Here is a 26,925-nt window from a genome sequence, read left to right on the forward strand (position 1 = left end):
AGTTGGTCACACTGAATGTCTTCCACTTTGCTCTCCCTCGCTGAAGATACGTTCTGCCTGCGCCTCCAGCGAGCGGCGCGCATGTGGCGCAAGGTCGCGGACGTCGAGCTCAGCAAGCTGAATCTGTCGGAAGCGACGTCCACGCCGCTTTGGCTCATCTACAAGCTCGGCGAAGGTTTGCGTCAACGCACGCTCGCCGAGCATCTGGGCATCGAGGGCCATTCGCTCGTTCGCCTGCTCGATCAGCTCGAGGAAGCCGGCCTCGTCGTCCGCCGCGACGACACATCGGACCGCCGCGCGAAAACGCTGTATCTGACCGACGCCGGCCGCCGCGTCGGCGAGCAGGTCGACACGATGGTCAAGCGCATCAAGGGCAAACTGCTGCACGGCGTCGGCGCCGATCAGCTCGCGCTCGTCGATTCGGTGCTGAATACGATCGCAACTTCCGCCGAAGAGTAACGTCCGCGGCGAAACGGCCGCGCGCCGCCCCCGGCGCCCACCCGATATTCCATTCTTCGCGTCCGCCGCACTGCCGTCGGCCGCACGCCTTTCTTTCCCCTCCTTCGCCGCCCGGCCGTTCTCGCGTCGGCAATCCTTCGTCGCACTCGTCGATTCGCATTTTGGCGGACAAAATATGGAGTATTGCGACTAAATCGCACATGATTTATTCTCGCCGGTGAATTGTTCCCGGAGTCGGTCAGTACTCCAACTTACCCTGAGCATCGTCGTTGACTCGTTGCTGCACCGGGTGAAAGACGATTGCGCCATCGAAGCACATCTCAAGGCGATTCGATGAGTGATCTTTCCGGAGTAGAAGAACGTTCGCGCGAACGGCAACCTCAAGCTGCCGAGCCCCCCGTCCATATCCGACGGCTTCGGGAACTGCTCGATCCCGGCTCGTTCCGCGAACTCGACGCGCTCGCCGAACACGACTGCACATGGTTCGGCGCGGATCGCCGCAAGCAGCCGGGCGACGGCATCGCGACCGGGCACGGCACGATCGACCGCCGCCCCGTGCTCGTCTATGCACACGACGGCGGCTTCCTCGGCGGCAGTTCGAGCCGCATTCACGCATTGAAGATTGGCAAGGTGCTCGATCTCGCGCTGCGCATCGGCGTGCCGATCGTCGCGCTCAATCATTCGTCGGGCCTGCGCATCCACGAAGGCGTCGACGCCGACTCGCAGTTCAGCCACGTGTTCTACAAGACGGTGCGCGCGTCGGGCGTCGTGCCGCAGATCTCTCTGATACTCGGCGACTGTGTGGGCGGCGCAGCCTATACGCCAGCGCTCACCGATTTCATCGTGATGGTCGACAAGGAGTCCGCACTATTCCTGACGGGCCCCGCGGTGATTCGGCGCGCGACCGGCGAAGAAGTCACGAAGGAGGAAATCGGCGGCGGGCATCTGCATGCGGCCGAAACCGGGCTCGCGCACTTTCTGGCCGAATCGGCCGACGACGCAATCGCGATCGCGCGCGAGCTCCTGTCGTATCTGCCGCAGAACAACGCGTCGCTCGTGCCGGCGACGCTCGGGCCCGCGACGCTGCCGCGCGCGCTCGACGGCATCGACGATATCGTGCCCTCGAGCAAGACCGAGCCGTTCGACGTGCGCCGCCTGATCGAGCTGGCCGCCGACGATCACGTGTTCCTCGAGGTGCATCGGCTGTATGCGCGCAACATCGTCGTCGGCTTCGCCCGCATCGGCGGGCAGAGCGTCGGCATCGTCGCGAACCAGTCCGCGTGGCTTGCCGGCTGTCTCGACATAGACGCGTCGGAAAAGGCCGCGCGGTTCGTGCGCACCTGCGACGCGTTCGGCATTCCGATCCTCACGCTCGTCGACGTGCCGGGCTATCTGCCGGGCAAACAGCAGGAACGCTCGAACGTGATCGGCGCGGGCGCGAAGCTGATGCACGCGTATTGCGAGGCGGTCGTGCCGAAGCTCGCCGTCGTGTTGCGCAAGGCGTATGGCGGCGCTTATCCGACGCTCGCGAACCGCTCCGCGACGGACGTGATCTATGCCTTTCCCGACGCGGAGATCTCGGTGATGGGGCCGGAGGCCGCGGTCGACGTCATTTTCCGCAAGGAGCTCGCGAACGCGCCGGATGCGGCCGAACATCGCGGCGCGCTGATCGACGAATACCGCAATGCGCACGCGAGCGCGCGCTATTCGGCGAGCCGCGCGTACATCGAAGGGCTCGTCGAGCCCGCGGAACTGCGCAATGCCGTGGTCTCGACGTTCACGCTGCTGCGCGAGAAGATCGCGGGCGCGCCGGGCCGACGCCATTCGAACATCCAACTCTAGACAAGAGAAAACAAATGGGCATTCCGAGAGATTCGCAAAACGACTACGCCGCCGCCCAGGTCGACGCGCGCTTGCGCTGGGTCGAAGCCGAGACGGGCAAGCGCTATCCGCATCTCGGCGGCGCGAGCGTTGCGCCCGAAGCGGTGCAGGGCACGTGCGAGAATTTCACGGGCTTCGTCGGCATTCCGCTCGGGCTCGCGGGCCCGCTGAAGATCAACGGCGCGCACGCGCGCGGCGAGTTCGTCGTGCCGCTCGCGACGACGGAAGGCGCGCTCGTCGCGTCGTTCTCGCGAGGCATGAATCTGATCTCGGACAGCGGCGGCTGCACGACGACGCTGCTCGCGAACGCGCAGCCGACCGACACCCGGCCCGCGTACCGCTTTCTCGGCGACGCGCTCACCAAAGTTTCGGCGATCGTGCTGCGCTCGGCCGACGACGCGAGCGCATTCGACGCATGGCTGCGCGAGCACGTCGCGCAAGTCGTCGACGCGGCGAACGCGACGAGCCGTCACGCGCGCCTGCTCGAAGTCACGCCGCTGTTGCAGGGCGATCTCGTCGGCCTTGCGTTCACATACGAGACCGGCAACGCGATGGGCCTGAACATGGCGACGAAGGCGAACGAGGCGGCCTGCCGCTACATCGCCGAGCATTGCCCGCAGTTCGTCGACGGCTACCTGAACACGCTTGGCGGCGACAAGCGTTTCGTCGCGGATCAGGCGAAGGGCCGCTACGTATCGGCGAGCGTGCGCATTCCGGCCGCGCTGGTCGAGGCCCGTCTGCGCACGACTCCGGCGCGGATGCGCCGTTTCCTGCAGGCGTGCAACACGCTGCTCGCGCAACGCGGCGCAACCGCGCCGAACATTCATGTCGCGAACGCGCTGACCGCGCTTTTCATCGCGTGCGGCCAGGACCCGGCGTTCGTTACCGTATCGTTCAAGAACGCGTGCACGACCTTCGACGTTCTGGACAACGGCGATCTGCTCGCGGCCGTCACGCTGCCGAACGTGATCGTCGGCGTCGTCGGCGGTGGCACGCGCCTGCCCGCGCAACAGGAGTGCCTGCGCATGCTCGGCTGCGAGGACGACGCTCGCAAGCTCGCCGAGATCGCTGCCGCCGTCGCGCTCGCGGGCGAAGTGTCGGTCGCGGGCGCCGTGAGCGCCGGCGAATTCACGCGCGCGCATACGGTGCTCGGGCGAGGACTCAAGCAAGCCGAGCAAACGCCGTCGGAGCTCGCGACATGAGCGTGAAACGCGTCCTGCTTTGCTGCCGCGGCGAGATCGCGCTGCGCTTCGTGCGCACCTGCCGGCTGCTCGACATCGAAACCGTCGCGATCTACACCGACGACGACGACAACGCCGGCTTCGTGCTCGCCGCCGATTCGGCGTTCCACATCGACGCGTGGAATCCGGCGACGCTGATCGACACCGTGATCTCGATCGCGCAGGCGGTGCGCGCGGACGCGGTCGCGCCCGGCTACGGCCCGCTTGCCGAGAACGCGGCGTTCGCGGCGGCTTGCGCGGCCGAGGGGCTCGTCTTCGTCGGGCCGCATGCCGAAGCGATTCGCCGCACCGGCGACAAGATCGAGGCGCGCGCGGCCGCGCAACGCGCAGCCGTGCCCGTCGTGCCGGGCGCGACGGTCGCCAACGACGCACAAGCGGCAACGGCCGCGGCCGAAATCGGCTTTCCGATTCTGATCAAGGCGGCGCTCGGCGGCGGCGGCCGCGGCATACGCGTCGTCGAGCGCGCGGAGCAGTTCGACGACACGCTGGCCGAGGTGCGCCGCGAGGCGAAGCTCGCATTCGGCAGCGACGACATCTATCTGGAGCGCTTCCTCGGCGAGCGAATCCGCCACATCGAAGTGCAGGTGCTCGGGGATCGTCGCGGCAATCTGCTGCATCTCGGCACGCGCGAATGCAGCGTGCAGCGGCGTCGGCAGAAGATCGTCGAGGAGGCGCCCGCGCCCGCGCTGTCCGATGCACTGCGCGAGCGGCTGCACGAGTCCGCGCTCGCAGTCGCGCGCGAAGTTGGATACGACAACGCGGGCACGGTCGAATTTCTCGTCGACGGCAACGAGCGGTTCTACTTCATCGAGATGAACGCGCGCATTCAGGTCGAACATCCGGTCAGCGAAGCCGTGACGGGCGTCGACATCGTCGAGCAGATGTTGCGCGCCGCGGCCGGCGAACCGCTCAGCCTGTCGCAAGACGACGTGCGTTTGCGCGGCTCGGCGATCGAATTCCGCATATGCGCGGAAGACGCGCACGCGGACTTCCTGCCGACGGGCGGCGGCGTCACGCACTACCGCGTACCCGAAGGGCCCGGCATCCGGATCGACTCGGGCGTGCACGCGGGCGCGCGGCAATCGACGCGTTTCGACAGCCTGTGCCTGAAGCTGATCGTCGACGCCGCAACGCGCGAGCGCGCGCTGCGCCGCGCGCGCAACGCGCTGCGCGAGCTCGTGATCGCGGGCTTCAGCACGAACGTGCCGTTCCATCTGTGGCTGGTCGATCATCCGCCGTTCAAGCTCGGGCGCTACGACCTGTCGGTCACGCGAGACTTCCCGTTCGCCCACCGCGTGCCGGACGACACCGCGCGCGTGTTGCACGCGCTCGCGGCTCTTGCGGCTCACTGCAGCGGCGCGCCGCTTCCGGCGCGCGCAGGCGAGCCGGCCGTCGATGCATCGGCCCCCTCCGCGTGGGTGACGCGAAACGACCGCCGCGCCTGGGCATCGTGACGGCGTCGAATCGATCTGCAATGCCAACCATGACGAAGGAGCGCCCGGCATGAGCCTTCCCCTGCTTCACACGTCTTACACGGGCACGTTGAGCGGTGCGCCGGAAGACGAGCCGCCCGCGCGCATCGACGTTAGCACGCTCGAGGCCGGCACCTATCGCGCGACGTTCAACGACGGCGACTCGTTGCTGCTTCGCCTCGTATCTCGCGAGACGCTGCCCGACGGCGTCGTTCGGCTCGTCGCTGACGCGAACGGCACGCGTCACGACATCCTCGTCTCGCCCGCCGCAAACGGCGGCGTCACGCTCGACTATGCCGGCATCCGTCGCACCGTCGACACGCGCGGCGCGCGGCGACGCGCAGCCGGATCGCGCGGCGGTGGCCGGTCGACGCACACGGCGATTGCCGCGCCGATGCCCGCGCGCATCGCGGAAGTCCTCGTCGTCGAATCGGATGTCGTCGAAGAAGGCGCACCCGTGGTTCGCATCGAAGCGATGAAGATGCTGATGACGCTGTCCGCGCCGCTCCGTTGCCGGATCGAAGCCGTGCACGTGGCCGTCGCGGACAACGTCGAGGCGGGCGCGCTGCTCGTCAGCTTCGCCGACGTACACGCCGATTCCGCATGACCGCCGCACCCGGGTCATTCTCCCGAATCTGAATCTCCACACTACCGCGGAGTTGCCGTGAGCCTCGAATCCCACATCACCGAGTACTGCGACGCCCTCACCTATTCGACCGTCGATCCCGCCGCGATCGAGATTGCGAAACACTCGCTGATCGACATTCTCGGCGTGTCGATCGCCGGCTCGCGCGACGCCGAGGTCGCGCTGCTCGCCGGCATCGTCGAGCACTGGGGCGGGCTGCCCGAAGCGCGCGTGCTCGGCCGCGCGAGCCGCCTGCCCGCACCCGCCGCCGCGCTGCTGAACGGCGCGTCGGCGCGCGCGCTCGATTTCGACGACGTCGCCGATCCGCTCGGCACACACCCGAGCGTCGCGATCCTGCCGCCGCTATTGGCCATCGCCGATCTGCGCGGCGACGAAATCGACCACCAGTCGTTTCTCACCGCATACATCGCCGGGCTCGACCTGTCGATCCGGTTGTCGCGCGCGCGCCGCGAGACGCTGCTCGAAAGCGGACGCTACGACCTATGCAAGGTGATCGCCGCGACGGCCGCGGCCGGCATGCTGTACGGGCTCAAGGGCGACACGCTGCGCCATGCGATGGGCATCGCCTATACGTCCGCGCTCGGCGAAACGCAATGCATGATCGACGGCGCGCCGACGGTGTTCTATCAGCAAGGGCTCGTCGCCGCGAACGCGGTTCGCGCGGTCGTACTCGCGTCACACGGCTTCACGGGCGCGCGCGATTTTCTCACGGGCCGCTGGGGCTACTACTCGGCGTTCGAGCCGGGTTCCGCGATCGAGACGATCGACGCCGATCTCGGCAAGACCTTCGCCAACGTCGACGGCATCGCGTTCAAACCGTTCCCGACCTGCCGCCCGAACACATCCGCGGCCGCACTCACGCTCGAGCTGACGAAGGGGGAGCGCCTGAGCGCGTCGCAGATCGAGCGCGTCGACATCCGGACCAACCGGCAGATCCATGACCTCGTCAGCGCGCCCGTCGAGCGCAAGCAGGCGCCGACGAGCGTCGTCGAGGCGCGCTTCAGCATCGCGTACAACGTCGCGACGGTGCTCGCGACGGGCGATCTCTTCATCGGCGATTTCACCGAGGAAGCGATTCGCCGGCCCGACGTGATCGCCGTAAGCCGGAAGATCCATCCGGCCGCCGCCCCCGATTGCGAATGCGCCGCGCTCGGCACGCACGGCAAGATCAAGATCGCGATTCAGCGCGTCAACGGCGCTGTCCTCTCGGGTGAAGTGTCATATGCGAAAGGCAATCCGAAGAATCCGATGAAGCTCGACGAATTGGTCGCGAAGTTCGGCAAGTGCGTCGCATACTCGGGCCTTGCGCACGTGAGCGCGAACCGCCTCGCCATCGTCGACTGGATCGTCGATCGATCCGATCGGAATCCGAAATACGCGCGGCTCGCGGAGCTGCTGCACGCACCCGCGTAAGAACATCCGCTCCGCGATCGGAGCGGATGCGCGCCGCCCTGAACGACACGAGAGCCGATGCGCGGGGCCGTTCGGCCCGCGCATCGGCTCTCGCCTTTTCTCTTTTTCTCGCGCCTACTCGACCGTTTCCGCGCCGCGCTCGTCGAGCGCGGGAACGGCGACGGGCACCGCCGCCTCCGCGCGGCCGGTAAGGATTCGCTCGACTAGCCGCGCCTGCCGCTCGCGCACCTTCTCGACCGCGCGCGCCTTCACGTGCCCGTAGCCGCGAATTGCGTCGGGCGCCTTCGCCCAGGCGACGATCTCCGCCAGCGTGTCGCGCTCCAGCTTGAGCAACAGACGCTCGAGCGTCTGCTCGTATTCGCGGACGAGTCGTCGCTCGTCGCGGCGCTCCGTCGTCCATCCGAACGGATCGAACGGCGTGTGCCGCAACGCGCGGCTCGCCGCCAGCACCCGGAATACCGGAACGATCCAGCCCGAGAACGCGCGCTTGCGCGGCGGCTGCGCGCCTGGCTTCGAAAGCGCGTCGAGCGTCGGCGGCGCGAGATGGAACGTCAGCTTCGCCGGGCCTTCGAACTGCTCGCTCAGCTCATCAAGAAACGCCTTCGACGTATGCAGGCGCGCAACCTCGTACTCGTCCTTGTACGCCATCAGCTTGAACAGCGTGCGTGCGACCGCTTCGGCCAACGAATCGTCACCGAGCGGCGATGCCGCCGCGCGCACGCGCTCGGCCATTCGACGGTAGCGCGCCGCATAGCTCGCGTTCTCATATTGCGCCAGCAACGCCGCGCGAGATTCGATCAATTCGTCGACGGATTCCTTCTTGCGGCGGACGAAGTCGACCGGACGCCACGCTCCCGCTTGCGCCGCGCCCGCCGCGCCGAGATGGGAGGCGACAAACGCGGGGGCGGCCGCCCACAGCCGCCCCCACGAAAACGCGAGATACTTCGCGGTTGCGCCGTCCTGCAGATTCAACGCCTGCCTCAGCGACGCGAGCGACACCGGCACCGCGCCCCGCTGCCACGCATAGCCGAACAACAGCATGTTCGCCTGCATCGGGTCGAGCAGCTCCGCGGCGAGCGCCTTCGCGTCGATCGCGTCGTAACGCTGAGCGCCGACGATCGTTTCGATCAGCTTCCGGATGGCGTCCGACTCGATGCGCGCGTCGACGTCGCGCAGCATCGCGCCCGTCTGCGTCTGCGCGGTGCTGGCGATGACGACCGTCTTGTCGCGCGCGAGCGATGCGAGCGCATCGTCTTCGGATGCGACGAGCAGGTCGGCGGCGATGAGCGCATCTACGCCGCCGCGGTCGATTCGGTACTGATGCAGCACCTCCGCCTCGCGCGCGATCCGGATGTGGCTCAACACCGCGCCGCCCTTCTGCGCGAAGCCCGTGAAATCGAGCACGCTGACCGCGCGCCGGTCCAGATGCGCGGCGAGCCCGATCGCGCCCGCGACGGTCACGACGCCCGTTCCGCCGACGCCGACCAGCATGACTTCGTACGGATCGTCGAGCGCACGCGACACCGGCGCGGCGAGCGCCTCCGCGCGCGCGATCACGTCCGCGTGGTCCGCCTTCTCGCGCCGCCGTCCGCGCGGCTTGCCCGTGACCGTCACGAAGCTCGGACAGAAGCCTTTTATGCACGACAGATCGGTATTGCACGCGTGCGCATCGATTTTTCGTTTCGGGCCGAACGGCGTGTCGACCGGCACGACCGACAGGCAGTTTGATTTCACCTGGCAATCGCCGCAGCCTTCGCACACCGCCTCGTTGATGAAGACGCGAGTCTGCACGTCGGGCGCCGGCTCGCGCTTGCGTCTGCGCCGCGCCTCGGTCGCGCATACCTGATCGAAGATCAACACGCTCACGCCGCGCGTCTCGCGCAATTGCCGCTGCACGTCGTCGAGCTCGTCGCGATGATGCAGCTCGACGCCGTTCGGCAAGCTGCCGCTCGCACGATAGCGCGCGGGATCGTCGGCGAGCACGACGACGCGCCGCGCGCCCTCGCTCAGCACGAGCTCGGCGGCCTTGCGCACGGTCAGCTGGCCATCGACGGGCTGCCCGCCCGTCATCGCGACCGCGTCGTTGTAGAGGAGCTTGTAAGTGAGCGTCGCGCCCGCCGCGATCGCCTGGCGGATCGCGAGAAAGCCCGAGTGAAAGAACGTGCCGTCGCCGATGTTCTGGAAAATGTGCGGCGTCTCGACGAACGGCGCCTGACCGAGCCAGTCGACGCCTTCGCCCCCCATCTGCACGCTGCCCGTGGTCGCGCGCTCGGGCATCCGCGCCGCCATCGCGTGGCAGCCGATGCCGAGCCGCGCCTCGCTGCCCTCCGGTATTCGCGTCGACGTGTTGTGCGGGCAGCCCGAGCAGAGATAGGGTGTGCGTCTGAGCCAGTCGGCCGGACGCGCCGCGGGCGTCTCGCGCCAATTGGCCGGAACGTTCAGCGCGACGTCGAACGCTTTCAACTGCCGCTCCAGCAGCGACGCAATGCGCGAGGGCCGCAGTTCCTCGAGTTCCGACACGATCGGCGCGCCTTTTTCGTCGGTCTTGCCGACGATCGTCGCGCGCCGATCGTGCCGCGCGTTGTAAAGGCTGTTCTTGAGCTGCTCCTCGACGACCGGCTGCTTCTCCTCGATGACGAGAACCTTGCCCGCTCGCTGCGCCCACGTCTCCAGCAGCGGCGACAGCGGATACACGACGTTGATCTTCAGGAGTGCGACGCCCGCGCGCTCGAGCCGGTCGAGCGTCACGCCGCCCTGCCGCAGCACCTCGCACACGTCTCGATACGCCTTGCCGACCGCCGCGATCACGAGCGCCGGCCGCGCGGGCGTCGTCACCGCTTCGTCGAGCGGATTGGCGCGCATGAACGCGCGCGCGGCCTTTAGCTTGTACGGATGACGTCGCTCGATCTGCATGCCGGGCAAATCGGGCCAGCGCCAATGCAAGCCGTCCGGGCCGGAGTCGACGGTCGGCATCGTGAAGCGCGGCGGCTCGAACGTCGGCACCGAAGCCGACGCCTCGACAGTCTCGGTGATCGCCTTGAAGCCGACCCACAGCCCCGACGCGCGCGACAACGCCCAGCCCCAAAGCCCGCAGCGCTCGTAATCGGCCAGCCCGGACGGATGAATGACCGGCATGCCCCACGCGATCAGCGTGCGGTCCGATTGATGCGACATCGACGACGACACGCATCCGTGATCGTCGCCCGTCACGACGAGCACACCGCCGTGCGGCGACGAGCCGTACGCGTTGCCGTGCTTGAGCGCGTCGCCCGATCGATCGACGCCGGGCCCCTTGCCGTACCACATCCCGAATACGCCGTCGTAGCGTCTCGTCGCGTCGGATTCGACCCGTTGCGTGCCGATCAGCGCCGTCGCGGCCAGATCCTCGTTGATCGCCGGCTGGAAGCGAATGTGCGCCTGCTCGAGACGCTCGCGCGCACGCCAAAGCTCATGATCGACGCCGCCGAGCGGCGAGCCTCGATAACCGCTCACGAAACCCGCGGTATTCAGGCCCATCGCGCGATCGGCCGCCGCCTGCGCGAACAGCAGGCGCACGAGCGCCTGCTGGCCGCTCACGAAGATGCGCCCGGGAGGATCTTCGAAGCCTTGTCGGTATAGGGAATCGCTTCGATATTCAGGAGTCTTTAACATGGTTTCGTGCCCTCGTACACGGAATACCCACATTGAAGTGGTTGAAGCGGTGCGGCGGCCGCGTTGCGGTGGATCGCCGCAATAGCGGGGGCGCGCGCCGCGCGCGCGGCGGACCGGCGGCCCTCGTTGCGACGGATCAGTCGAGGCCCGCGCGCGCGATCTCGATCGCCTCGCGCAACACCTCGGGGTCTGCAATGTGATGCATCAGCACGAGAACGAGTTGCGCATGAAACAGATGCCCTTGCGCGTCGTCGAGATCGCGGCACGCATCGGCCAGCATTGAAAAACGGGCGTCCGAATCGGCGAGTTCCGGCACGCGGACGCCCGTCAGGTGCCCGGCCAGGTTTTCGGTTGCGGTTGCGCCCATGTTTACGCCTCCTCTGACGAAATCGGAACCGATACGCCGACCGTCCGTTGCAGCGCGGCGCGTAGCTCGGGCGAATCGACTCGCGCGAACGAGCCGAGCACGTGCTGATCCGGGCGCAACAACAGCACGTTGCCGCATGCGAGCCCGTAGCGGAGCGCGACGAAGCCTTCGTGATCCCACAGGACGATGCGGCCCGACGGCTCGTGTGCGTGACGTACGGGCGACACCACGACGACGTCGAGCGGATGCGCGCTCGGCGCCGCGCCGAGCGCATCGAGCGCCGCGTCGTCGGGCTCGCCGTAGACGAGCAGCGTGTAACCGGCACCGCCCAGGTGCGCGAGCAGCCAGTCCGGCTCGCCTGCACGCTTGACGGGCGCGTCGATTGCGGGCGAACCGGGTTTCAGCACGCCGGGCAGCGCCGACGCGCCGGCGAACTGCCCGACGTCCGTCAGCACCGACGGCCGCGACAGGCGGCCGGAGTTGACGAGCGCACGTCCGAACGTCGTCGTGCGTGCGAGCGCGAGCGCCGCGCGCCGCAGCGTATCGACGGCCGGGCTCTCCGGCGAGATGAAGCGCGCGCTGCGCGTGGAGTTGAGAATGTTCTCGTCAGCGGCGAACACCCGCTCTTCGTTGTACGAATCGATCAGCGAAGGAGATGCGCCGTGACGCACGATCGCCGCGAGCCGCCATCCGAGATTGTCGACGTCCTGCAATCCCCCATTGCCGCCGCGTCCGCCGAACGGACTGACCTCGTGCGCGCTGTCACCGGCGAACACGACGCGCGACTGGACGAAACGCTCCAAACGCCGGCAACGGAACGTGTAGACGCTCACCCAATCGATCCTGAATGCCGCGCGCTGGCCGAACATCGCGCGCAACCGCCGTTCGACCCGCTCGGGCTGCCGCTCGAGCGCCGGGTCGGCGTCGACGCCCAGCTGGAAATCGACGCGCCACAAGTTGTCAGGCTGCTTGTGCAGGAGTACGGATCGGTTCGGATGAAACGGCGGGTCGAACCAGAAGCGCCGCTCGGCGCGGAGCTCGGCATCGTGCATCTCGACGTCGACGATCAGAAATCGGTCCGGGAACATCTCGCCGACGAACGGCAGGTCCAGCACCTTTCGCACCGTCGAGCGCGCGCCGTCGCACGCGATCAACCAGTCGCAATCGACGCGGTACTCGCCGTCGGGCGTCTCGATCGCGACCGTCGCACCGTCGGCGCGGCTCTCCACGTCGGTGACGCGATGAAGCGCGCGCAGCTCGACGAGACCGCTCTGCGCGCAGGCTTGCGCGAGCCATTCCTCGATATACGACTGCTGGATGTTGATGAACGCGGGCCACGCGAAGCCCGGCTCCGGCTGGAAATCGAAGCTGAACACCTCCCGAGCCTGGTGGTACAGCCGGCCGACCTTCCAGTTCACGCCCCTCTCGAGCAACTGCGGGCCGAGTTGCATTCGCGCGAGGATCTCGAGGCTGCGCTGGGCGAAAACGATCGCGCGCGAACCGTCGATCGGCGCGTCACGCGCTTCCAGCACGACGCTCGCCACGCCTCGTTGAGCAAGATCGCAAGCGAGCGCGAGGCCGATCAGCCCCGCGCCGACGATCACGACGGGAACGCGCGCCGTTGCGTCGCGATCGAGCTCGACTGGGCGGCGATAGGAAAAACGGGGTGGAATATGCATCCGCAGGCACTCCCAAAATGCCGCTTTAACGAGGAAACGACTTCGTAGGTTGTTTCGATTTCGACGAGATGCAGCGCAATATTAGATCGCATATGTTCAATTCGCAACAACAACAAAATTTCCAGTCGATATGGTGAATTTCGACCAAAATCGCCGAATTTGGATGCCAAATCGGGCAGAAACTCGAATTGGAGTCGGCCCTCTTTATTGAATTATTTGGTTACTATCACGTGAGACAACACAAAAAATATCGCATAAGATTTATTTGCATGAGATCATATTTGGCGACCTAATCGACGCAAGCGGCCGCATCTGCATTCGGCGGCTCGACTTGATGTGAGTTCGCGCACGCACGCCCCTCGCGCGAGACTTGCGCACTGCCCGTCCGAGGGCGTTGCCCGTTCAACCTGGGAAGCAAGGAGCGCATCTTGACGACACCTGCCGCGTTGCCCATGGGTCAGGAGACCCTGTCTCGACGTCTCGTCCTGCTGCTGGCGGTCGGGACCGGAATCGGCGTCGCGAACGTCTACTACATTCAACCGATCCTGAGCCTCGTCCAACGTGAATTCGACGTCCCTTCGCAACTGATCGGCTGGGCGCCGACGCTCACGCAAATCGGCTACGCACTCGGCATCCTGCTGCTCGCGCCGCTTGGCGACATGCTGAACCGCCGCTCGCTGATCATGACCAAGGGGCTGCTGCTGATCGTGTCGCTCGCCGCCACGGTGCTGTCGCCGAACTACGCGACGCTTCTCGCGACGAGCGCCGCGATCGGCCTGTTCAGCAGCGTCGGACAAGATTTCATCCCGGTCGCGGCGCAGCTCGCACCGGAGGCGCATCGCGGCCGCATGGTCGGCACGGTGACGACAGGACTCCTGACGGGCGTGCTGCTGTCGCGCACGCTCGGCGGGTTCGTCGCGCAGCAGCTCGGCTGGCGGGCGATCTACGCGGTCGCGGCGGTGCTCGAAGGCCTGATCGTGCTCGCGGTGTGGCGCTTCCTGCCGCCGCTGCGCGTGAGCGTCGCCGGCCGCTACGGGAAGCTGATGGCGAGCCTCTTCGAGCTATGGCGCCGGCATGCGGCGTTGCGGCGCGCCGTCTACACGCAGAGCCTGCTCGCGATGTCGCTCGGTGCGTTCTGGTCGACGCTCGCGCTCGTCCTCGCCGCACCGCCATTTCACCAGGGCTCGGGCGTCGCGGGCGCGTACGGCGTCGCGGGGGCGGCTGGCGCGCTCGCCGCGCCGCTCTTCGGACGATTCGCCGACCGCGCGGGCCCGATCCATGCGATTCGGCTCGGCTGCCTGCTCGTCATCAGCTCGTTCGTCGGCATGTGGATTTTCTCGGGCTCGATGATCGCGCTCGCGATCGGCGCCGTGCTATTCGACCTCGGCGTGATGGCCGCGCTCGTCTCGCACCAGACGATCGTCAACACGATCGACCCCGCCGCACGCAGCCGCCTGAACGGCATCCTGATCACGGGCGCAATGTTCGGCGTCGCCGCGGGTGCGGAGGCGGGCAACGTCGCGTTGAACCACGCCGGCTGGCCCGGCATCTGCACGGTGGGCGCGCTCGTCGGCGGCCTTGCGCTGTTGCTCCGGCTCGGCAACCGATGAACGGCCGGGCGCGACATTCCTTCGTCATGCAGAAGGTCTGCCGCGCCGCCCGCGCTCTCGCGGCCCGCGAACGCCCTCTTTTGTCGCCGACGCTCGGCCGGCCCGCGTCGGCGCGTACCGCGCAACACCCGCCGAAGTTCGCCCGTTTCTTCCGTTTACCGCGTCATCATTAGAACAGGTACGTCATCGTGAATCGAATCCCGCTTCGCGCCGGCCGGCTGATCGGCACGCTCACGTTCGCCGCGTTGTCCTGCGCCAGCCTCGCCCAGACCTCCAACAACCAGAGAACGACGCCGGCGAAAGCGGCCGACGCGATCGAGATCCAGTACCTCATTGCGCAGTACGTTGCGACGCTCGACGCCGACACCGTCGGCGAATCGACGCAAAGCCGGGTGGACCGGTTCACCCGCATGTTCACGCCCGACGGCGTGTGGACGCAGCATGTATGGAACGCGGGCAAGCCCGCCGACGACGGCCCCGGCTGTTTCGTCCGCGGCCAGGCGCAGCTCACGCGATTTGCGCAAGTGCTGTTCGGCAACGCGACGAGCCGACCGACCGCGACCGCGCGGCACAATCTCGTGACGCCGCTCATCGACATCGCCAGCGACCGCGCGGAAGCCGCCGTCAACTGGATGCAGACGCGCGACGCAACGCTGTCCGAAGGACGCGTCGAGCTGCTCGCGACAGGCCGCTATTACCTGACGTTCCGACGTCAACCTTCGGGCTGGGCGATCGAGAAGCTCGACCTGATGAGCGATCATCCGTTGTACGGCACGCCGCTCGGGCCGCCGTGCACGCCAACCGGGCCGCGCTGAGCGCGGCGTCATCTCCGGGCCCAGAATTCTAGTTCCCGACTCTCCGGAAAACTCAAAGCCCCCGACGATCAGCCGATCGCCGGGGGCTTTCTCTTTACTACTCAGCCAGCCACTTGGCGCAGCGCTCCCGCGCGCAAGTCGCCACCACATCGCCGGCATCGATCGAAGCGCCCGGCTGCGTATGCTGCAGCTTTCGAGTCGCCCGAAACAGGCGGCAGCCCGCGTTCGTCACGAACCCGGAACCCCGCCAAACCGAAATCCGGCCCCCGAACCGAACCTCGGCCTGCGATGCCGGCCCTTCCCTCGCCTTCGACCCCGCCCGCGAATCACCGCAGGCGATGCGGCAACCTGCCGCCGCTTCTCTCCATCGAAGACGAAAGACCCCGCGCCGCCGACCGCCGTCGCCCACAAGCGAGCGCATCGGCGGCGCGTCCATCTCGCTCGTCGGTTCGTCAGCTAGTCAGTTGACCTGCAACTGGCCGCCGCGCCCGAAACCGCCCTTCACGTCCTGCGCCTTGTAATTGCGCACCGCGACGACGAGTTCGTTCCATGCGCCGACGAACGCGACCGCGGTCGCCTTGCCTTCCGGCGACGTCGAAAAACCGCTCGACCCGCCGCCGACGTTTCCGCCGAAGCCGGCGAGCATCGCGCCTGAATGGGTCGCCCTCGAGCTCCCCTCGCCCCCCACCATTCCGCATTGCGGCCGTCGTCGACCGCGATCGTGCCGGGCGGCACGCTGCAATGCTGCAGCATCGAATCGGCGCTTGCGTTCACCGCGCCGCACGCCGCGCCCGTCGCGCCCGCATTCTGGCCGCCGGGCGTCACGATGCCGCCGCACGCCGCACGCCGCGAGGCGTGCGCCGTCAAGCCCGCCGCCTTCAAAACGAGCAGGTTGGAGAGGATGATCTTCACGTGCTTATCGATATCGTTGGTCTCTGTTTTCGGCTCACGCACTCGTGCAAACGCCGCGAAGCCCCCGGCAAGACGTGCGATGAGTTGGTCTCCTGCGATCGCCCCGTTTCGGCCGATACCCGGTCAATACCCGCACCCGTCCGACTGACGCCAGACGCCCAAGTACGGGTAGCCCGAATACCGGTAGTCCTAATAGACGTCACGCCATCGCGTGCGCCATTTGAAGTCGTCCCCGTCCACCTGCTTCGCCGCCCCGCACCTGCTCGAGCAGCTTCTCCGATTCCTTGTCGTCACGACCCGCGGCAATCGCGCAGCCATTTGTCCGCCTCGCGCGAATCCGGCCGCCCCCTCGGGACCGAACAGATAGAACACGCCGAACGCTTTCTGCGCTCGCAGATTGCCGCGCTACGCCGCATTGCCCGTCCACATGAGCGCCTGATAGCTGCCCTGCCGCACGCCGTCACCGCGGAAGCATCGCAGGCCCGGGGCGCAAGCCACCTTCGGCTGCGTCTTCGCGCGCCCCTTCAATGCCGCGATCCGCGAGTCTTCCTGATCCACGACGTCGCTCTCCAACTCGTAGGAAACCTGATTTTTCGGCCGTTCGGAACAGCCGTGGTCGTCGCATATCCGCACCGCGTCGCTCCCGGACGAATTCTGCGCACACGCGGCCAGCAGCGACGATGCGGACAAACGGCAGTGCATTGGGCGTGACCTCGAGTTTTTATTTGGACTGCAAATCGAAATCGCTTGAATCCACACCACGCCACACGCCCGACGCAGCGGTACGACACCGCCGCCATCGGACGCCACCGCTCAAGGACTCTCTCAGGTTCCCTATGTCGAATCTTTCGGCCCGACGCACTCGTTTTTCTCTCGCATCGAAGGCCTGCATCGCCATGCACCGTCCGTCATCCAATGTGACGCAACAAACAAGGGTGACGCGAAACGTCATAATAATGCAGAAAATTGGCATGTCAAGGCAATTCAGGCGGAAGAAGCTTGCACATTGCGTCACGTTTGTTATTCTTCCACCCAAAAATCCAGCGAGGAGCGCATCAAGATGACCCAACCGGACCCAGCCAACGCCGACTTGATCACCGCGATCAAAGTCCGAGATCTCCTCACCCGGACGGGCATTGCGCCGCGCAGCCACAACACGACGATCGCCAATATCCTCGGCCTGAGTTTTTCCGTCGTCACGCGCAAGATGAAAGGGCAGATTCCATGGAATCTGTCGCAGCTTCAGGACATCGCTTCGTACTTCGGCGTGCCGCCCGCGATCCTGCTCGACGACAAAGGCGCCCAGTCGAGCCCGGCGGTCGAGATGCACGATGCGACGCTCGTCATCGAGACGCGGCGCTTCCGGTGCCGCGCGGCGATTTCGACGAAGGCCAGCAACCAGCCCGATTCGGATTTCGTCGCGCTCCAATGGCAGGACAGCTGGGTCGTCTATGAAAATAAGCACGCGCCGGAAGGCCGCGCTTATCCCGTCGACGTCGTCGAGCTTCGATCGAGCGAGAGCAGCGCGTACGAAGTGCGGGTCGCGGTCGTCGACGATTCGCCCGACGTCGCCGAAACGATCTGCGAGTACTTCGCGGAGAAGGGCGTCGCCGCGATCGCATATCACGACAGCGCGTCCTTTCGCGACGCGCTGGAAGTCGAGGATTTCGACGGATACATTCTCGACTGGATGCTCGGCGCGGAAACCGCCGCCGGCCTCGTGCGCCGCATCCGCACGAGCGAAAACGCGGACGCGCCGATCTTCCTGCTGACCGGAAAAATCTCGACCGGCGAGGCAAGCGAGGACGAAATCGCGGAAGTCGTATCGAGCTTCAACGCCCGCTGCGAAGAAAAGCCGATCAGGCTGCCGATCTTGTTCGCCGAAGTGGCGCGCGCGCTGAAGATCGCGTACCCGCCCAACGCGCATGCAAGCTGAACCACCACTTTGAGAGGATGAAGCGATGCGAATGTCGATCGAATGGATGAAGAGCTTCGCGCTGACGCTGCTGCTGGGCGTCGCGATCTCGTCTTACGCCGCCCCCTTCAAGTTCACGGTCGACGGAAACATCAGGCATGCCAATCAATCGGGCCGGCACGCGTACGTCTTTTCCGAAGCGGATCTGATGGCCCTGCCGCAGCATTCGATCACCACGTCCACGAGTTGGACGCCAAGCGCCACGTTCACCGGCCCGCGCCTCACCGACATCCTCAAGACCGTCGGCGCGACCGGCACGCAAATCGAATTCCACTGCATCGACGAATACACGTTCACGATCCCGATTTCCGATGCCGACAAATACGGCGTCATTCTCGCGCGGAAGATGAACGGCAAGGTGCTCGACAACAACAGCTATGGGCCGCTGTGGATCATGTATCCGCGCGACCGGTTCCCCGACGAGCTGAAGACGCCGATCAGCGAAGCGAAGTTTGCATGGCAGATCATCGGGCTCACCGTGAAATGAGCAAGGTTCGATGGCGAAATGAAAAAATCATCGTCGCGCTGGGGTCCTTGTGGATTCTGGGCTTCGCCGCGTGGGCGTTCCTGCTGTACGACCTGCTCGGCACGTCGGTCAAGGAAGGCATTCTGGAAGGCCCGCGCGAAGGTGTGTTCTGGACTGCTGCGCAATATCGAAACTCGTTCAGCCGGTTCGATCGGCAACTGATTCTCTACGCGGCCCGTCAGGATCGCGACTTCGACGGCGTGCTGCTCCAGCTCGACAGCCTCGAAGCGTCGTTCGGCTTCCTCCAGCGGCCGTCCGAGGTGTCCGCCTACTGGCTGAGCATCCCCAAGGCTCGCGACGACATCGACGAGCTGGCCCGCTTCATGACGAGCCTGCGTCGCGACGTTCCCGCGCTGCGCGACCGCCCGGACGATGCGAAACGCGTCCTGCGCGATCTTGCCGGACATTGGCCGAAGGTGAACGCGCTCGCGAATTACTTTCGCTCGATCGAAATGGAGCAGCGCGACTTCACGTTCCATCAGCTCAAGGAGAAGCGGCGCGCGATCGTCATGCTGGGCGGCGTGCTCGGCGTCATCCTCGGCGCGCTGTTCCTGCTCCTCTTCTACACGATACGCACGCGCGGCAGCCTGCTCGAACGGCAACAGGCGGCGCTCGACGCGCAACGTCAGGCGTCCGACCGCGCATTCGAGATGATCGCCGCGAAGAACGCGTTCCTCGGCATGGTCAGCCACGAATTGCGCACGCCGTTGCAGGCGATCTGCGGATCGATCGAGGTTCTGCTCGCGCGCCCGCAGTCCGAAGCCAACACGAAGACGATCAAGCGCTTGCAGAACTCGGCCGCGTCGCTCGAAGCGCAGGTGAAGGAGCTCACCGACTACATCAAGCTTCGGTCCACGAATCGATCCGTTCAAGCGGAGACCGTCCAGGTCGCGCCGCTGTTGACCGAGGTCCTCGATCCGCTGCGCACCAGGGCCCGCGACAAGCACCTGACGGCGGCGCTGCGCGTCGAGCCGCCCGATCTCGTCGTCAAATCGGACCGCAAGCTGATCCAGCAGATCGTATCGAACCTGATCGAAAACGCGATCAAATACACGAACAGCGGGACGATTTCGATTTCGGCGGATCTGACGGGCACCGCCGCGAAGCGCGCGATGAGAATCGCCGTGCGCGATACCGGCGTCGGCATTGCGAAGAACATGCTGCAGAAGATCTTCGAGCCGTTCTTTCGCGTGAACGCCCCCGGCGTCCGCCATGTCGACGGCATCGGCATGGGGCTCGCGGTCGTGCGGGAGCTCGTCGTCGCGCTGCACGGACATGTAGACGTCCGAAGCGTCGTCGGCGAAGGAAGCGAATTCGTCGTCACGCTGCCCGTCGAGCTGCCCGGCAGCGCCGATGTGTCCGGCGACGCGGCGCAACCGTCATTGCAGACGCCGCATCGCGGCCTGCATGCGCTCGTCGTCGACGACAACGAGAACGCGCGCGAAACGCTCGGCGCGATGCTGACGGCCCTCGGCATTCAGGTCGATTTGCGCGGCACGGGCAAGGAAGGGCTGCGATGCTTCGGCGAGCGCCAGCACGACATCGTCGTGCTCGATCTGGAGCTGCCCGATCTGAGCGGCTTCGAAGTGGCCGAGCAGATCCGCTGGGCGACGTCGGCCGGCACGCAAAAGAAGACGTCGATACTCGGCGTGAGCGCGTACGAATCCGCGTTGCTCAAGGGCGATCGGGCGATCTTCGACGAGTTCGTCCCGAAGCCGGTTCATCTGGACGCGCTCAGCCGCATCGTCCGCCGGCTGCGCAACTGATTCGCGGCGCGGCGCGCGCAGGCAGGCATGGAGCGGCGCTCGTCGGGCCGGCGCGCGCCGACGCGCGCATCGCGAACGCTACGCCGCCACCTGCCCGCGCCTCCCCTGCGCTTCCCGCGCCGCGACGCCGCCGCGCCAATCCTCGCCGCCTTCGAGCGCGGGCGTCGATTCGAACAGCTCGGCGATCCAGTCGGCGAATACGCGCACCTTCGCGGACAGATGCCGATTGTTCGGATAGACGATCGAAATCGGCTTCGGCTTCGGATTGAAGCCCGGCAGCACCTCCCGCAGCGATCCGTCGAGCAGGTGCGGCAGCACCATGAACAGCGTCGGCTGGATCATGCCGAAGCCTTCGACGCCGCAGGTCACGTAGGCATCCGAATCGTTGACGGTCACGGCGCCGTTCAACCTGACCTCGACCGGCTTGCCGTCGATCACGAACACCCACGGCACCGGCCGCGAACCGTGGCTCGCGCGGAAGTTCACCGCGTGGTGCGCGGCCAGCTCCTCGATTTGCGTGGGCTCGCCGAAGCGTTTCAGGTAATCGGGCGACGCGCACGTGACGCGCTTGAGCATCCCGATCCGCCGCGCGACCATCGACGAATCCTCGAGCGGCCCGACGCGGATCATGCAGTCGATCCCCTCTTCGACCGGGTCCACCGGGCGATCGGACAGCCCGAGATCGAGCACGATGTCCGGGTAGCGCTGACGGAAGATCGGCAGCGCGGGAATCACGAGCCGCCGCCCGAGCGAGCTCGGCATATGCACGCGCAGCGCGCCGCTCGGCTTGCGGTTGCCGATCTGAAAGCTCGCATCGGTTTCCGCGATCTCGGTGATGATCTTGATGCAGTGCTCGTAGTACGCGGCGCCTTCCGGCGTCAGCGACAGCCGGCGCGTCGTCCGATGCATCAGGCGCACGCCGAGCAGCGCCTCGAGATTCTGGATGATCGTCGTCACCGACGCGCGCGGCATCCCGAGCGTCTCCGCGGCCCGCGTGAAGCTGTTCGCATCGACCACGCGGGTGAAAACTTCCATTGCCTGAATGCGGTCCATGCTGTCCCCCTTCGAATCGCCAACAGGACAGAATAGAGCACGCGACGGCGCCGGTTCAAGCCGCTTCGCGACTATTCGCTTTCGCCGAATAGTCCTGCGGGTCGCGCGATCCGGCGCGCCGCCCGCACGCGGCCGGATCGACGGCCGCCGTGAACCGATGCGCTGATGCGCCGACGCCGATCGTTCGTGCGCCGAACTATGGCGCGAACCGCAGCGTGTGCTCGGTCGGCCCCGGCAGGAACGGCATCGGCTCGCCCTTCACCCATGCCTCGTGTCCCGCGAGGAAAAACGGACTGAGCGGATGCCCGCTCTGCCCGCCCGGCATGTTGAAGAGCCCGTGCTCCTCGTGCCCCGGCGAAACGACGATCCGCTCCGATTGCCCGAACTTCGGCGCGGCGACGCGCGGCATGTTCGCATCGCCCGGCACCTGATCGGCGGGTGCGGACAGCCAGCGCCCCGCGAGCGGCACGCTGCGCGCGAACGGATGCGCGATCCGCAGCGTGTTGCGCTCGCCCCAGGTGGCTTCGGCGAGCGGCGCGCCCTTCGAGGTCAGCGCGGCAATCGTCCGATCGATCGCCATCAGTTGCACGTCGCGCCAGCTCGCCGTGTCGGCGGGCAGCCACGCGGGCGGCTGCTCGTCGAGCAGCCGCGCGATCACGACCGGCCAGCGCGGATTCGCCAGCGCGTAGTCGGCGTCGCGCTGTTGCTGCTTCAGGCGCGCGTCGAGTCCGCCGAAGAGCACGTCGTAGAGCCGGTACAGATAGCCGCGCGCGAGCGTGTATCCGACCGAGTCGGCGCTCGCGCGCCCCGTCCAGCCGCTCGCGAGCAGGCGCCGGAACTCCGCGCGCTCGGGATGGCCGGCGAGCGCCGCTTCGTCGAGCACGCGCAGCGCCCGGTCGCGCCAGAGCGACATGAAGCGCGCGCGATCGTCGAGATCGAGCCGGTATGCGGATCGCTCGTCGGTGCGCCCGAGCGCCGTCAGGCCGTCGCGCAACTGGCTCGCGCGCGCGCCGAGATCCGCGCCGCCATCGCCGATCAGCCGGTACGCGTCGCTCGCGAGCTGCCGGTTGTTCGCCGTCCAGAGCTGGCCGCCCGCGGGATCGACGATGCGCGGATACGCGTCGGACGGCAGCGCCGCCTGCCAGGTCGAGGCGTCGTTGCCACCGTCGTCCGGCCGCCCCCGGCGATCGGACAGCGCGCCCGCGATCGTCCAGCCGATGCGCCCCGAGCTGTCGCCGATCACGATGTTCTGCGCGGGAAGGCCCGCCGCGTTCGCGACCCTGATCGCGTCCTCGATGCCGGCCGCATCGATCATCTTCATGAATTCGAGGTTGGCCGCGCCGCTCGCCTGCGCGATCCAGTGCGCCGCGTAGAACTCGCCGCCGATTTCGCGCACGGGGCCGGCCGTCGTCTCGAGCACGGTCAGCTCGACGGGCGCGGCGCCGCGCACGCGTATCGTCTCGACGCGCGCGCGCGCCGTCTGCCACGCGCCGCCGAGCTTGAAGCGATCAGGGTCGCGCACGTCGCGCTCGAGCGGCAGCAGATCGAGGCAATCCGCGTAGCCGTTCGTGAAGCCCCACGCGATGCGCCCGTTGCTGCCGACCACGACGGCGGGCAGCCCGGGCAGCGTCACGCCGACGACCCGCGCGGCCGGCCCCGCGCCGCCCGCGAACCTGAACGCCGCGCGATACCAGATGTTCGGCAGGCCGAGCGACAGATGCATGTCGTCGCCGACGATCGCGGCGCCGCCCACGCTGCGGCTGCCCGCGAGCACCCAGTTGTTGCTGCCGACCGACGACTGCTCGTCGAGCGACACGCTGTTGATCGTCGCCGCGGGCTTCGTTTCGCGCAGCCATGCCGGCGCGGCCGCGCTCACCCGCGCGATCGGCGCGGCGACGCCCGGCGCGTCGAGCGGCGCATCGAAGCGGCTCGACGTCGGCAGCACAAACGCGAGCTGCTCGGGCGTCGAGTGCGCTCGCAGCCAGTGCCGCGCGAACTCGCGCGACGCGAGCCGGCCTTGCAGATCGAAGTACATCGCCCAGATCACGAGCAGCGAATCCTCGGGCCGCCACCGCTGCGGCTGCATGCGCAGCAGCGCGTATTCGAACGGGCGTGCGCGCAACGCGGCGAGGCCGTCGTTCACGCCTTGCGTGTAGCGCTCGAGCACGCGCAAGTCGTCAGCCGGCAAGTGCGCGACAACTGCTGCGGCGAGCGCGCGGAACCGGAACAGGCGATGGTCGCGATCGACGTCGAGCGCGATCGGCCCGAACAGCTCGGACAGCTCGCCCGCGCCGCTTCGGCGCAGCATGTCCATCTGGAAGAAGCGGTCCTGCGCATGCAGATAGCCGATCCCGTACGCGGCGTCGACGCGCTCCCGCGCGGAAATCGTCGGCACGCCGAACGCGTCGCGCTCGGCCGTCATCGGCGCGCCGAGCAGCGGCGCGCGGACGTCACCGTCGAGTTGCGCAAGACTCGCGCGCAGATACGCAGTCGCGCCCGCGAAAGCGAGCAGCACGCAGAGCAGGATCAGGCCCGACAGGATCTTCAGGTGGCGCCGCATGCGATTCCGGGTCGAGGCCATGGTTGCGCGAATCCTTGGGTTGCGCCGGCGCGGCGCCCGTCCGGTTCCGGGCGAAGGGCGAACGCGCTGGCGGGTTGGGCGGCCTGGCGCCGCTCGTCGATATCGGTCTGCTGAAACGGATCGAACGCATCGCGTGCCTTCGTTGCGACCTGCCCCGAATATTCTGCAGCGGCGGCGCTTCCGTCAAGGCGCCGCGCCCGCCTGCGAGACGGTTGCTTGCGCGCGTCCGCCGGCGCGCCGCTCGGCCGGTCGCCGATCGCGCCCCGCCCGCGGCGATCGCGAATGACGAGAACCGCGCCGCGCCCGTATCCGCGCGCCGGCGCAAACCAAACCATAATCGGCCGCCTTCGCCGGATGGTTCAATTCGATGACCGGATCGTGCGGCACCATACTCGAACGAATGACGAGCGGTTGCGCCAATTCGCGCGTACGCCGAAAATCCCCGGGCATGAATCCGGGCCGAGCCGCATCGCCTCCACGATTGGCGCGACGACTGTTTCCGGCATTAAAAATACCTTACATATCACGCGGTTGCACGATCACGTGGAATATTCATCCTTGCCGCCCGCGAATCCTGGTTTAATCAGGCGCATGCCGATATCGGCTGCACAACGATATTGAATCATTCCCCGGCGCGAATTTGAACGCAAGGCGGCAATAATGTGGCCACTCGACGCGTACCTCGACAATCGCGGTAATGATTTCTCGCTCGCCGCATCGAAACGCTTCGAGACGGCGCGCTTCGGCCGTATTCGGCATCGCCGCGCGGCCGCGCATCTCGACGGCGATTCCGGCGTCCGGCGCGCGATGGGCACTGCGACGCCATGCGCCCGTCGACTGAACGCCTGCGGCCCCGCCGCCATTCGCGGAACGCGCGATCGCGTCGGCGTCGGGCGCGACGCGCGCATGACCGCGCGCCGCACGGAGCCCCGCGGCCGGTCGCGCCGATCGGCCCGAATCCCGACCGCCTCTTTCCGATGAACGACCTCCTTCCCTACTACGAACGCGAGATCGCGCTGCTGCGCAACGCGGTGCGCGAATTCGCGATCCGTCATCCGAAGATCGCGACGCGCTTCGGGATCGCCGACGGCCAGACCGACGACATGCATGTCGAGCGTATGCTCCAGTCGTTCGCGCTGCTGAGCGCGCAGATCGGCGAGACGCTCGACGACGAGTATCCCGAGTTCACCGAGGCGCTCGTCGAAACCGCGTGCCCCGATTATCTGCGCCCGTTTCCCGCGTGCTCGATCGCGCAGTTCGACGCGGCGTCGCTGTTCAGCCAATTGACGGAAAGCGTGACGATCCGGCGCGGCACGACACTCGAAAGCCGGGTCGGCGCAAATCGGTTCCGCACCGCGTACGACGTCGCGCTCGCGCCCGTGTCGATCGTCGACGCACGCTTTCGGCCGGCGTCGGCCGCGCCGGCCGCCGCGCAGATGCCGCCGTCGTCGACGGGCATCGTGTCGATCACGTTCGATTCGCCGACAGCGCAGCCGGCGCAACTTGCGCTGTCGGCATCGCACGCGCGCAGCCTGCGCGTGCATCTGCACGGCGACGCGCCGCTCGTCGCCGCGCTTCTCGACACGTTCGCGATGCACGTGCCCGCCGCGTTCGTCGAGCTCGACGGCGACGGGCGCTGGAAGCCGCTGTCGAAGGTGCCGCTCGCGCCCGTCGGGTTCGCGGACGAAGACGCGCTGCTCGCCCCCGCGCGCGACGCGTCGCCGTTGCGGCTGCTGATGGAATATTTCGCCTTCCCGGCCAAATTCGATTTCGTCGACATCGACGTCGCACGCATCGCGCGCGCGGCCGGCCCGTGCCGGCGCCTGACGCTGCACTTGCCCGTCGTCGACGTCGCGATGGATTCGCGGCGCGCGCGCGTGCTCGACACGCTGTCCGCCTCGAACCTGCGCCTCTTCTGCACGCCGATCGTCAATCTGTTCAGCCAGGACGCGATGCCGATCTCGCTGCGCGACGCCGCGGCCGCCTATCCCGTCGCGCCGCAGGCGCTGAAGTCGAACGGCATCGAGGTGCGATCGATCGACGCGGTGCGCATCGCGCGCGAAGGCGAGCACGGCGCGAGCGTCGACGTGACGCCGTATCACTCGCTGCTGCACGGCCAGCGCGGCCGCAAGGAACCGCTCTACTGGGCGCCGGAGCGCGATCCGTTCGCGCACGGCGCGCGCCCGGCGGCGCCCGCGGCGCTCAGGCTCGTCGACGCCGACGGCGCGCTCGTGCGGCCCCGTGCCGGTCAGTTGAACGTCGAGCTCACCTGCACGAACGGCGACTATCCGCAGACGCTGCCGATCGGCGATCCCGACGGCGACCTGTTCAACGAGAAGGACAATCTGCCGGGCAGGATCGCGATCCTGCGCCGGCCGACGCCGACCCGCCGCTTTGCGCGCGACCACGGCGCGCTCTGGCGGCTGATCGCGGCGATGACGCCGCACGCGTTGCTGCTGCGGCCGTCGGGGCTTGGTGCGCTGAAGTCGCTGCTCGTTCAATATGCGGCGCGCTCGTCGAGCGCGGTTGCGCAAATCGACGGCATCGCGAATCTCGATCACAAGGCCGCCGTGCGCTGGATGGCCGTGAAACCGATGCCGACGTTCGTGCGCGGCCTCGAAGTCGAGCTGACGCTCGACGAAGCCGCGTTCGCATCGAACAGCCTGAAGGTGTTCATCGACGTGATGGACGGCTTCTTCGCGCTGCACGCGCCGCCGAACGGCTTCATCCGGCTCGTCGTGTATTCGCGGGACACCGGCCGCGCGCTGCACCGATGCGAGCCGCGCGGCGCAATCGCGCAGCTCGTGTAGCAACGTTCGTTCGCGCAACGGGCGACGGGCAACGGGCAACGGGCGATGCTGCGGCAAACGGTAAGCGA

General features: G+C 67.2%; 19 protein-coding genes and 2 pseudogenes. 14 read left to right on the forward strand and 7 right to left on the reverse strand.

Annotated elements, in window-relative coordinates:
- Positions 1-81 precede the first annotated feature (81 nt).
- The 6 genes from WT60_RS16510 (at position 82) to WT60_RS16535 (ending at position 7,112) form a co-directional block, all read left to right on the forward strand.
- Positions 82-459 carry a MarR family transcriptional regulator gene (locus WT60_RS16510; protein WP_038748957.1) on the forward strand — a complete coding sequence of 126 codons (378 nt, stop codon included), beginning with the start codon at positions 82-84 and terminating at the stop codon, positions 457-459.
- A gap of 333 nt (positions 460-792) precedes the next feature.
- Positions 793-2,301, forward strand: coding sequence for an acyl-CoA carboxylase subunit beta (locus tag WT60_RS16515; protein WP_038748913.1), 1,509 nt, complete (start codon positions 793-795; stop codon positions 2,299-2,301).
- 14 nt (positions 2,302-2,315) lie between these two features.
- Entirely contained in the window at positions 2,316-3,542 is a 1,227-nt protein-coding gene (locus WT60_RS16520; protein ID WP_060355592.1) for a hydroxymethylglutaryl-CoA reductase, read from the forward strand.
- Positions 3,539-5,035: a biotin carboxylase N-terminal domain-containing protein gene (locus tag WT60_RS16525; RefSeq protein WP_060355591.1), complete on the forward strand. Its 1,497-nt coding sequence runs from the start codon at positions 3,539-3,541 to the stop codon at positions 5,033-5,035. The genes WT60_RS16520 and WT60_RS16525 overlap by 4 nt, the downstream gene beginning before the upstream one ends.
- Before the next feature lie 49 nt (positions 5,036-5,084).
- The gene (locus WT60_RS16530) at positions 5,085-5,660 is read left to right on the forward strand and encodes an acetyl-CoA carboxylase biotin carboxyl carrier protein subunit (RefSeq protein WP_236860830.1); all 576 of its coding nucleotides are present in this window, start codon (positions 5,085-5,087) and stop codon (positions 5,658-5,660) included.
- Between the two features lie 57 nt (positions 5,661-5,717).
- A complete protein-coding gene (locus tag WT60_RS16535) occupies positions 5,718-7,112 on the forward strand; it encodes an MmgE/PrpD family protein (RefSeq protein ID WP_038748902.1) in 1,395 nt (464 codons plus the stop codon).
- 114 nt (positions 7,113-7,226) lie between these two features.
- Here the strand turns inward: WT60_RS16535 and WT60_RS16540 are convergent, their stop codons facing one another.
- From WT60_RS16540 to WT60_RS16550, 3 genes are all read right to left on the reverse strand, one after another.
- Complete coding sequence (locus WT60_RS16540) at positions 7,227-10,763, reverse strand: indolepyruvate ferredoxin oxidoreductase family protein (RefSeq protein WP_060355589.1); 3,537 nt, start codon at positions 10,761-10,763, stop codon at positions 7,227-7,229.
- 136 nt (positions 10,764-10,899) lie between these two features.
- On the reverse strand, positions 10,900-11,130 hold the full coding sequence (locus WT60_RS16545; RefSeq protein ID WP_059643920.1) for a DUF2783 domain-containing protein: 231 nt from the start codon (positions 11,128-11,130) through the stop codon (positions 10,900-10,902).
- Positions 11,131-11,132: 2 nt separating this feature from the next.
- Positions 11,133-12,809: an FAD-dependent monooxygenase gene (locus tag WT60_RS16550; protein ID WP_082759296.1), complete on the reverse strand. Its 1,677-nt coding sequence runs from the start codon at positions 12,807-12,809 to the stop codon at positions 11,133-11,135.
- A 428-nt stretch (positions 12,810-13,237) separates the two neighbouring features.
- On the opposite strand from WT60_RS16550, the gene WT60_RS16555 reads away from it, so the two are divergent.
- Positions 13,238-14,419: an MFS transporter gene (locus WT60_RS16555; RefSeq protein WP_236860831.1), complete on the forward strand. Its 1,182-nt coding sequence runs from the start codon at positions 13,238-13,240 to the stop codon at positions 14,417-14,419.
- A 188-nt stretch (positions 14,420-14,607) separates the two neighbouring features.
- A complete protein-coding gene (locus WT60_RS16560; protein ID WP_060355587.1) occupies positions 14,608-15,234 on the forward strand; it encodes a nuclear transport factor 2 family protein in 627 nt (208 codons plus the stop codon).
- Between the two features lie 460 nt (positions 15,235-15,694).
- Here WT60_RS16560 and WT60_RS35705 read toward each other — a convergent pair.
- Positions 15,695-16,137, reverse strand: a pseudogene (locus WT60_RS35705) (hypothetical protein).
- 132 nt (positions 16,138-16,269) lie between these two features.
- A pseudogene (locus WT60_RS35215) lies at positions 16,270-16,848 on the reverse strand (sel1 repeat family protein).
- A gap of 358 nt (positions 16,849-17,206) precedes the next feature.
- Here WT60_RS35215 and WT60_RS16585 point away from each other — a divergent pair.
- Genes WT60_RS16585 through atsR form a run of 3 tightly spaced genes read left to right on the forward strand, consistent with a single transcriptional unit; the run spans position 17,207 to position 20,413 of the window.
- On the forward strand, positions 17,207-18,082 hold the full coding sequence (locus WT60_RS16585; RefSeq protein WP_038748888.1) for a helix-turn-helix domain-containing protein: 876 nt from the start codon (positions 17,207-17,209) through the stop codon (positions 18,080-18,082).
- A gap of 25 nt (positions 18,083-18,107) precedes the next feature.
- A complete protein-coding gene (locus WT60_RS16590) occupies positions 18,108-18,608 on the forward strand; it encodes a molybdopterin-dependent oxidoreductase (protein WP_038748886.1) in 501 nt (166 codons plus the stop codon).
- On the forward strand, positions 18,605-20,413 hold the full coding sequence (atsR, locus tag WT60_RS16595; protein ID WP_060355586.1) for a hybrid sensor histidine kinase/response regulator AtsR: 1,809 nt from the start codon (positions 18,605-18,607) through the stop codon (positions 20,411-20,413). Before WT60_RS16590 ends, atsR begins: the two co-directional genes overlap by 4 nt.
- 78 nt (positions 20,414-20,491) lie before the next feature.
- Here atsR and WT60_RS16600 read toward each other — a convergent pair whose 3' ends face one another.
- Together WT60_RS16600 and WT60_RS16605 are read right to left on the reverse strand one after the other, a co-directional pair.
- Complete coding sequence (locus tag WT60_RS16600) at positions 20,492-21,466, reverse strand: LysR family transcriptional regulator (protein WP_059575228.1); 975 nt, start codon at positions 21,464-21,466, stop codon at positions 20,492-20,494.
- A gap of 196 nt (positions 21,467-21,662) precedes the next feature.
- Positions 21,663-24,047 carry a penicillin acylase family protein gene (locus tag WT60_RS16605; protein WP_060355585.1) on the reverse strand — a complete coding sequence of 795 codons (2,385 nt, stop codon included), beginning with the start codon at positions 24,045-24,047 and terminating at the stop codon, positions 21,663-21,665.
- 282 nt (positions 24,048-24,329) lie between these two features.
- Here WT60_RS16605 and WT60_RS33760 point away from each other — a divergent pair, with 282 nt between their 5' ends.
- The 3 genes from WT60_RS33760 to tssF are packed head-to-tail and all read left to right on the forward strand — an operon-like array spanning position 24,330 to position 26,857.
- The gene (locus WT60_RS33760) at positions 24,330-24,668 is read left to right on the forward strand and encodes a hypothetical protein (protein ID WP_145986812.1); all 339 of its coding nucleotides are present in this window, start codon (positions 24,330-24,332) and stop codon (positions 24,666-24,668) included.
- A gap of 39 nt (positions 24,669-24,707) precedes the next feature.
- Positions 24,708-25,028, forward strand: coding sequence for a hypothetical protein (locus tag WT60_RS16615; protein WP_038748877.1), 321 nt, complete (start codon positions 24,708-24,710; stop codon positions 25,026-25,028).
- Positions 25,025-26,857, forward strand: a complete 1,833-nt coding sequence (gene tssF / locus WT60_RS16620) for a type VI secretion system baseplate subunit TssF (protein WP_038748875.1) — start codon at positions 25,025-25,027, stop codon at positions 26,855-26,857. Before WT60_RS16615 ends, tssF begins: the two co-directional genes overlap by 4 nt.
- Positions 26,858-26,925: the final 68 nt, after the last annotated feature.

Origin of the sequence: Burkholderia sp. MSMB617WGS (assembly GCF_001532025.2) — a bacterium.
GTDB lineage: Bacteria > Pseudomonadota > Gammaproteobacteria > Burkholderiales > Burkholderiaceae > Burkholderia > Burkholderia savannae.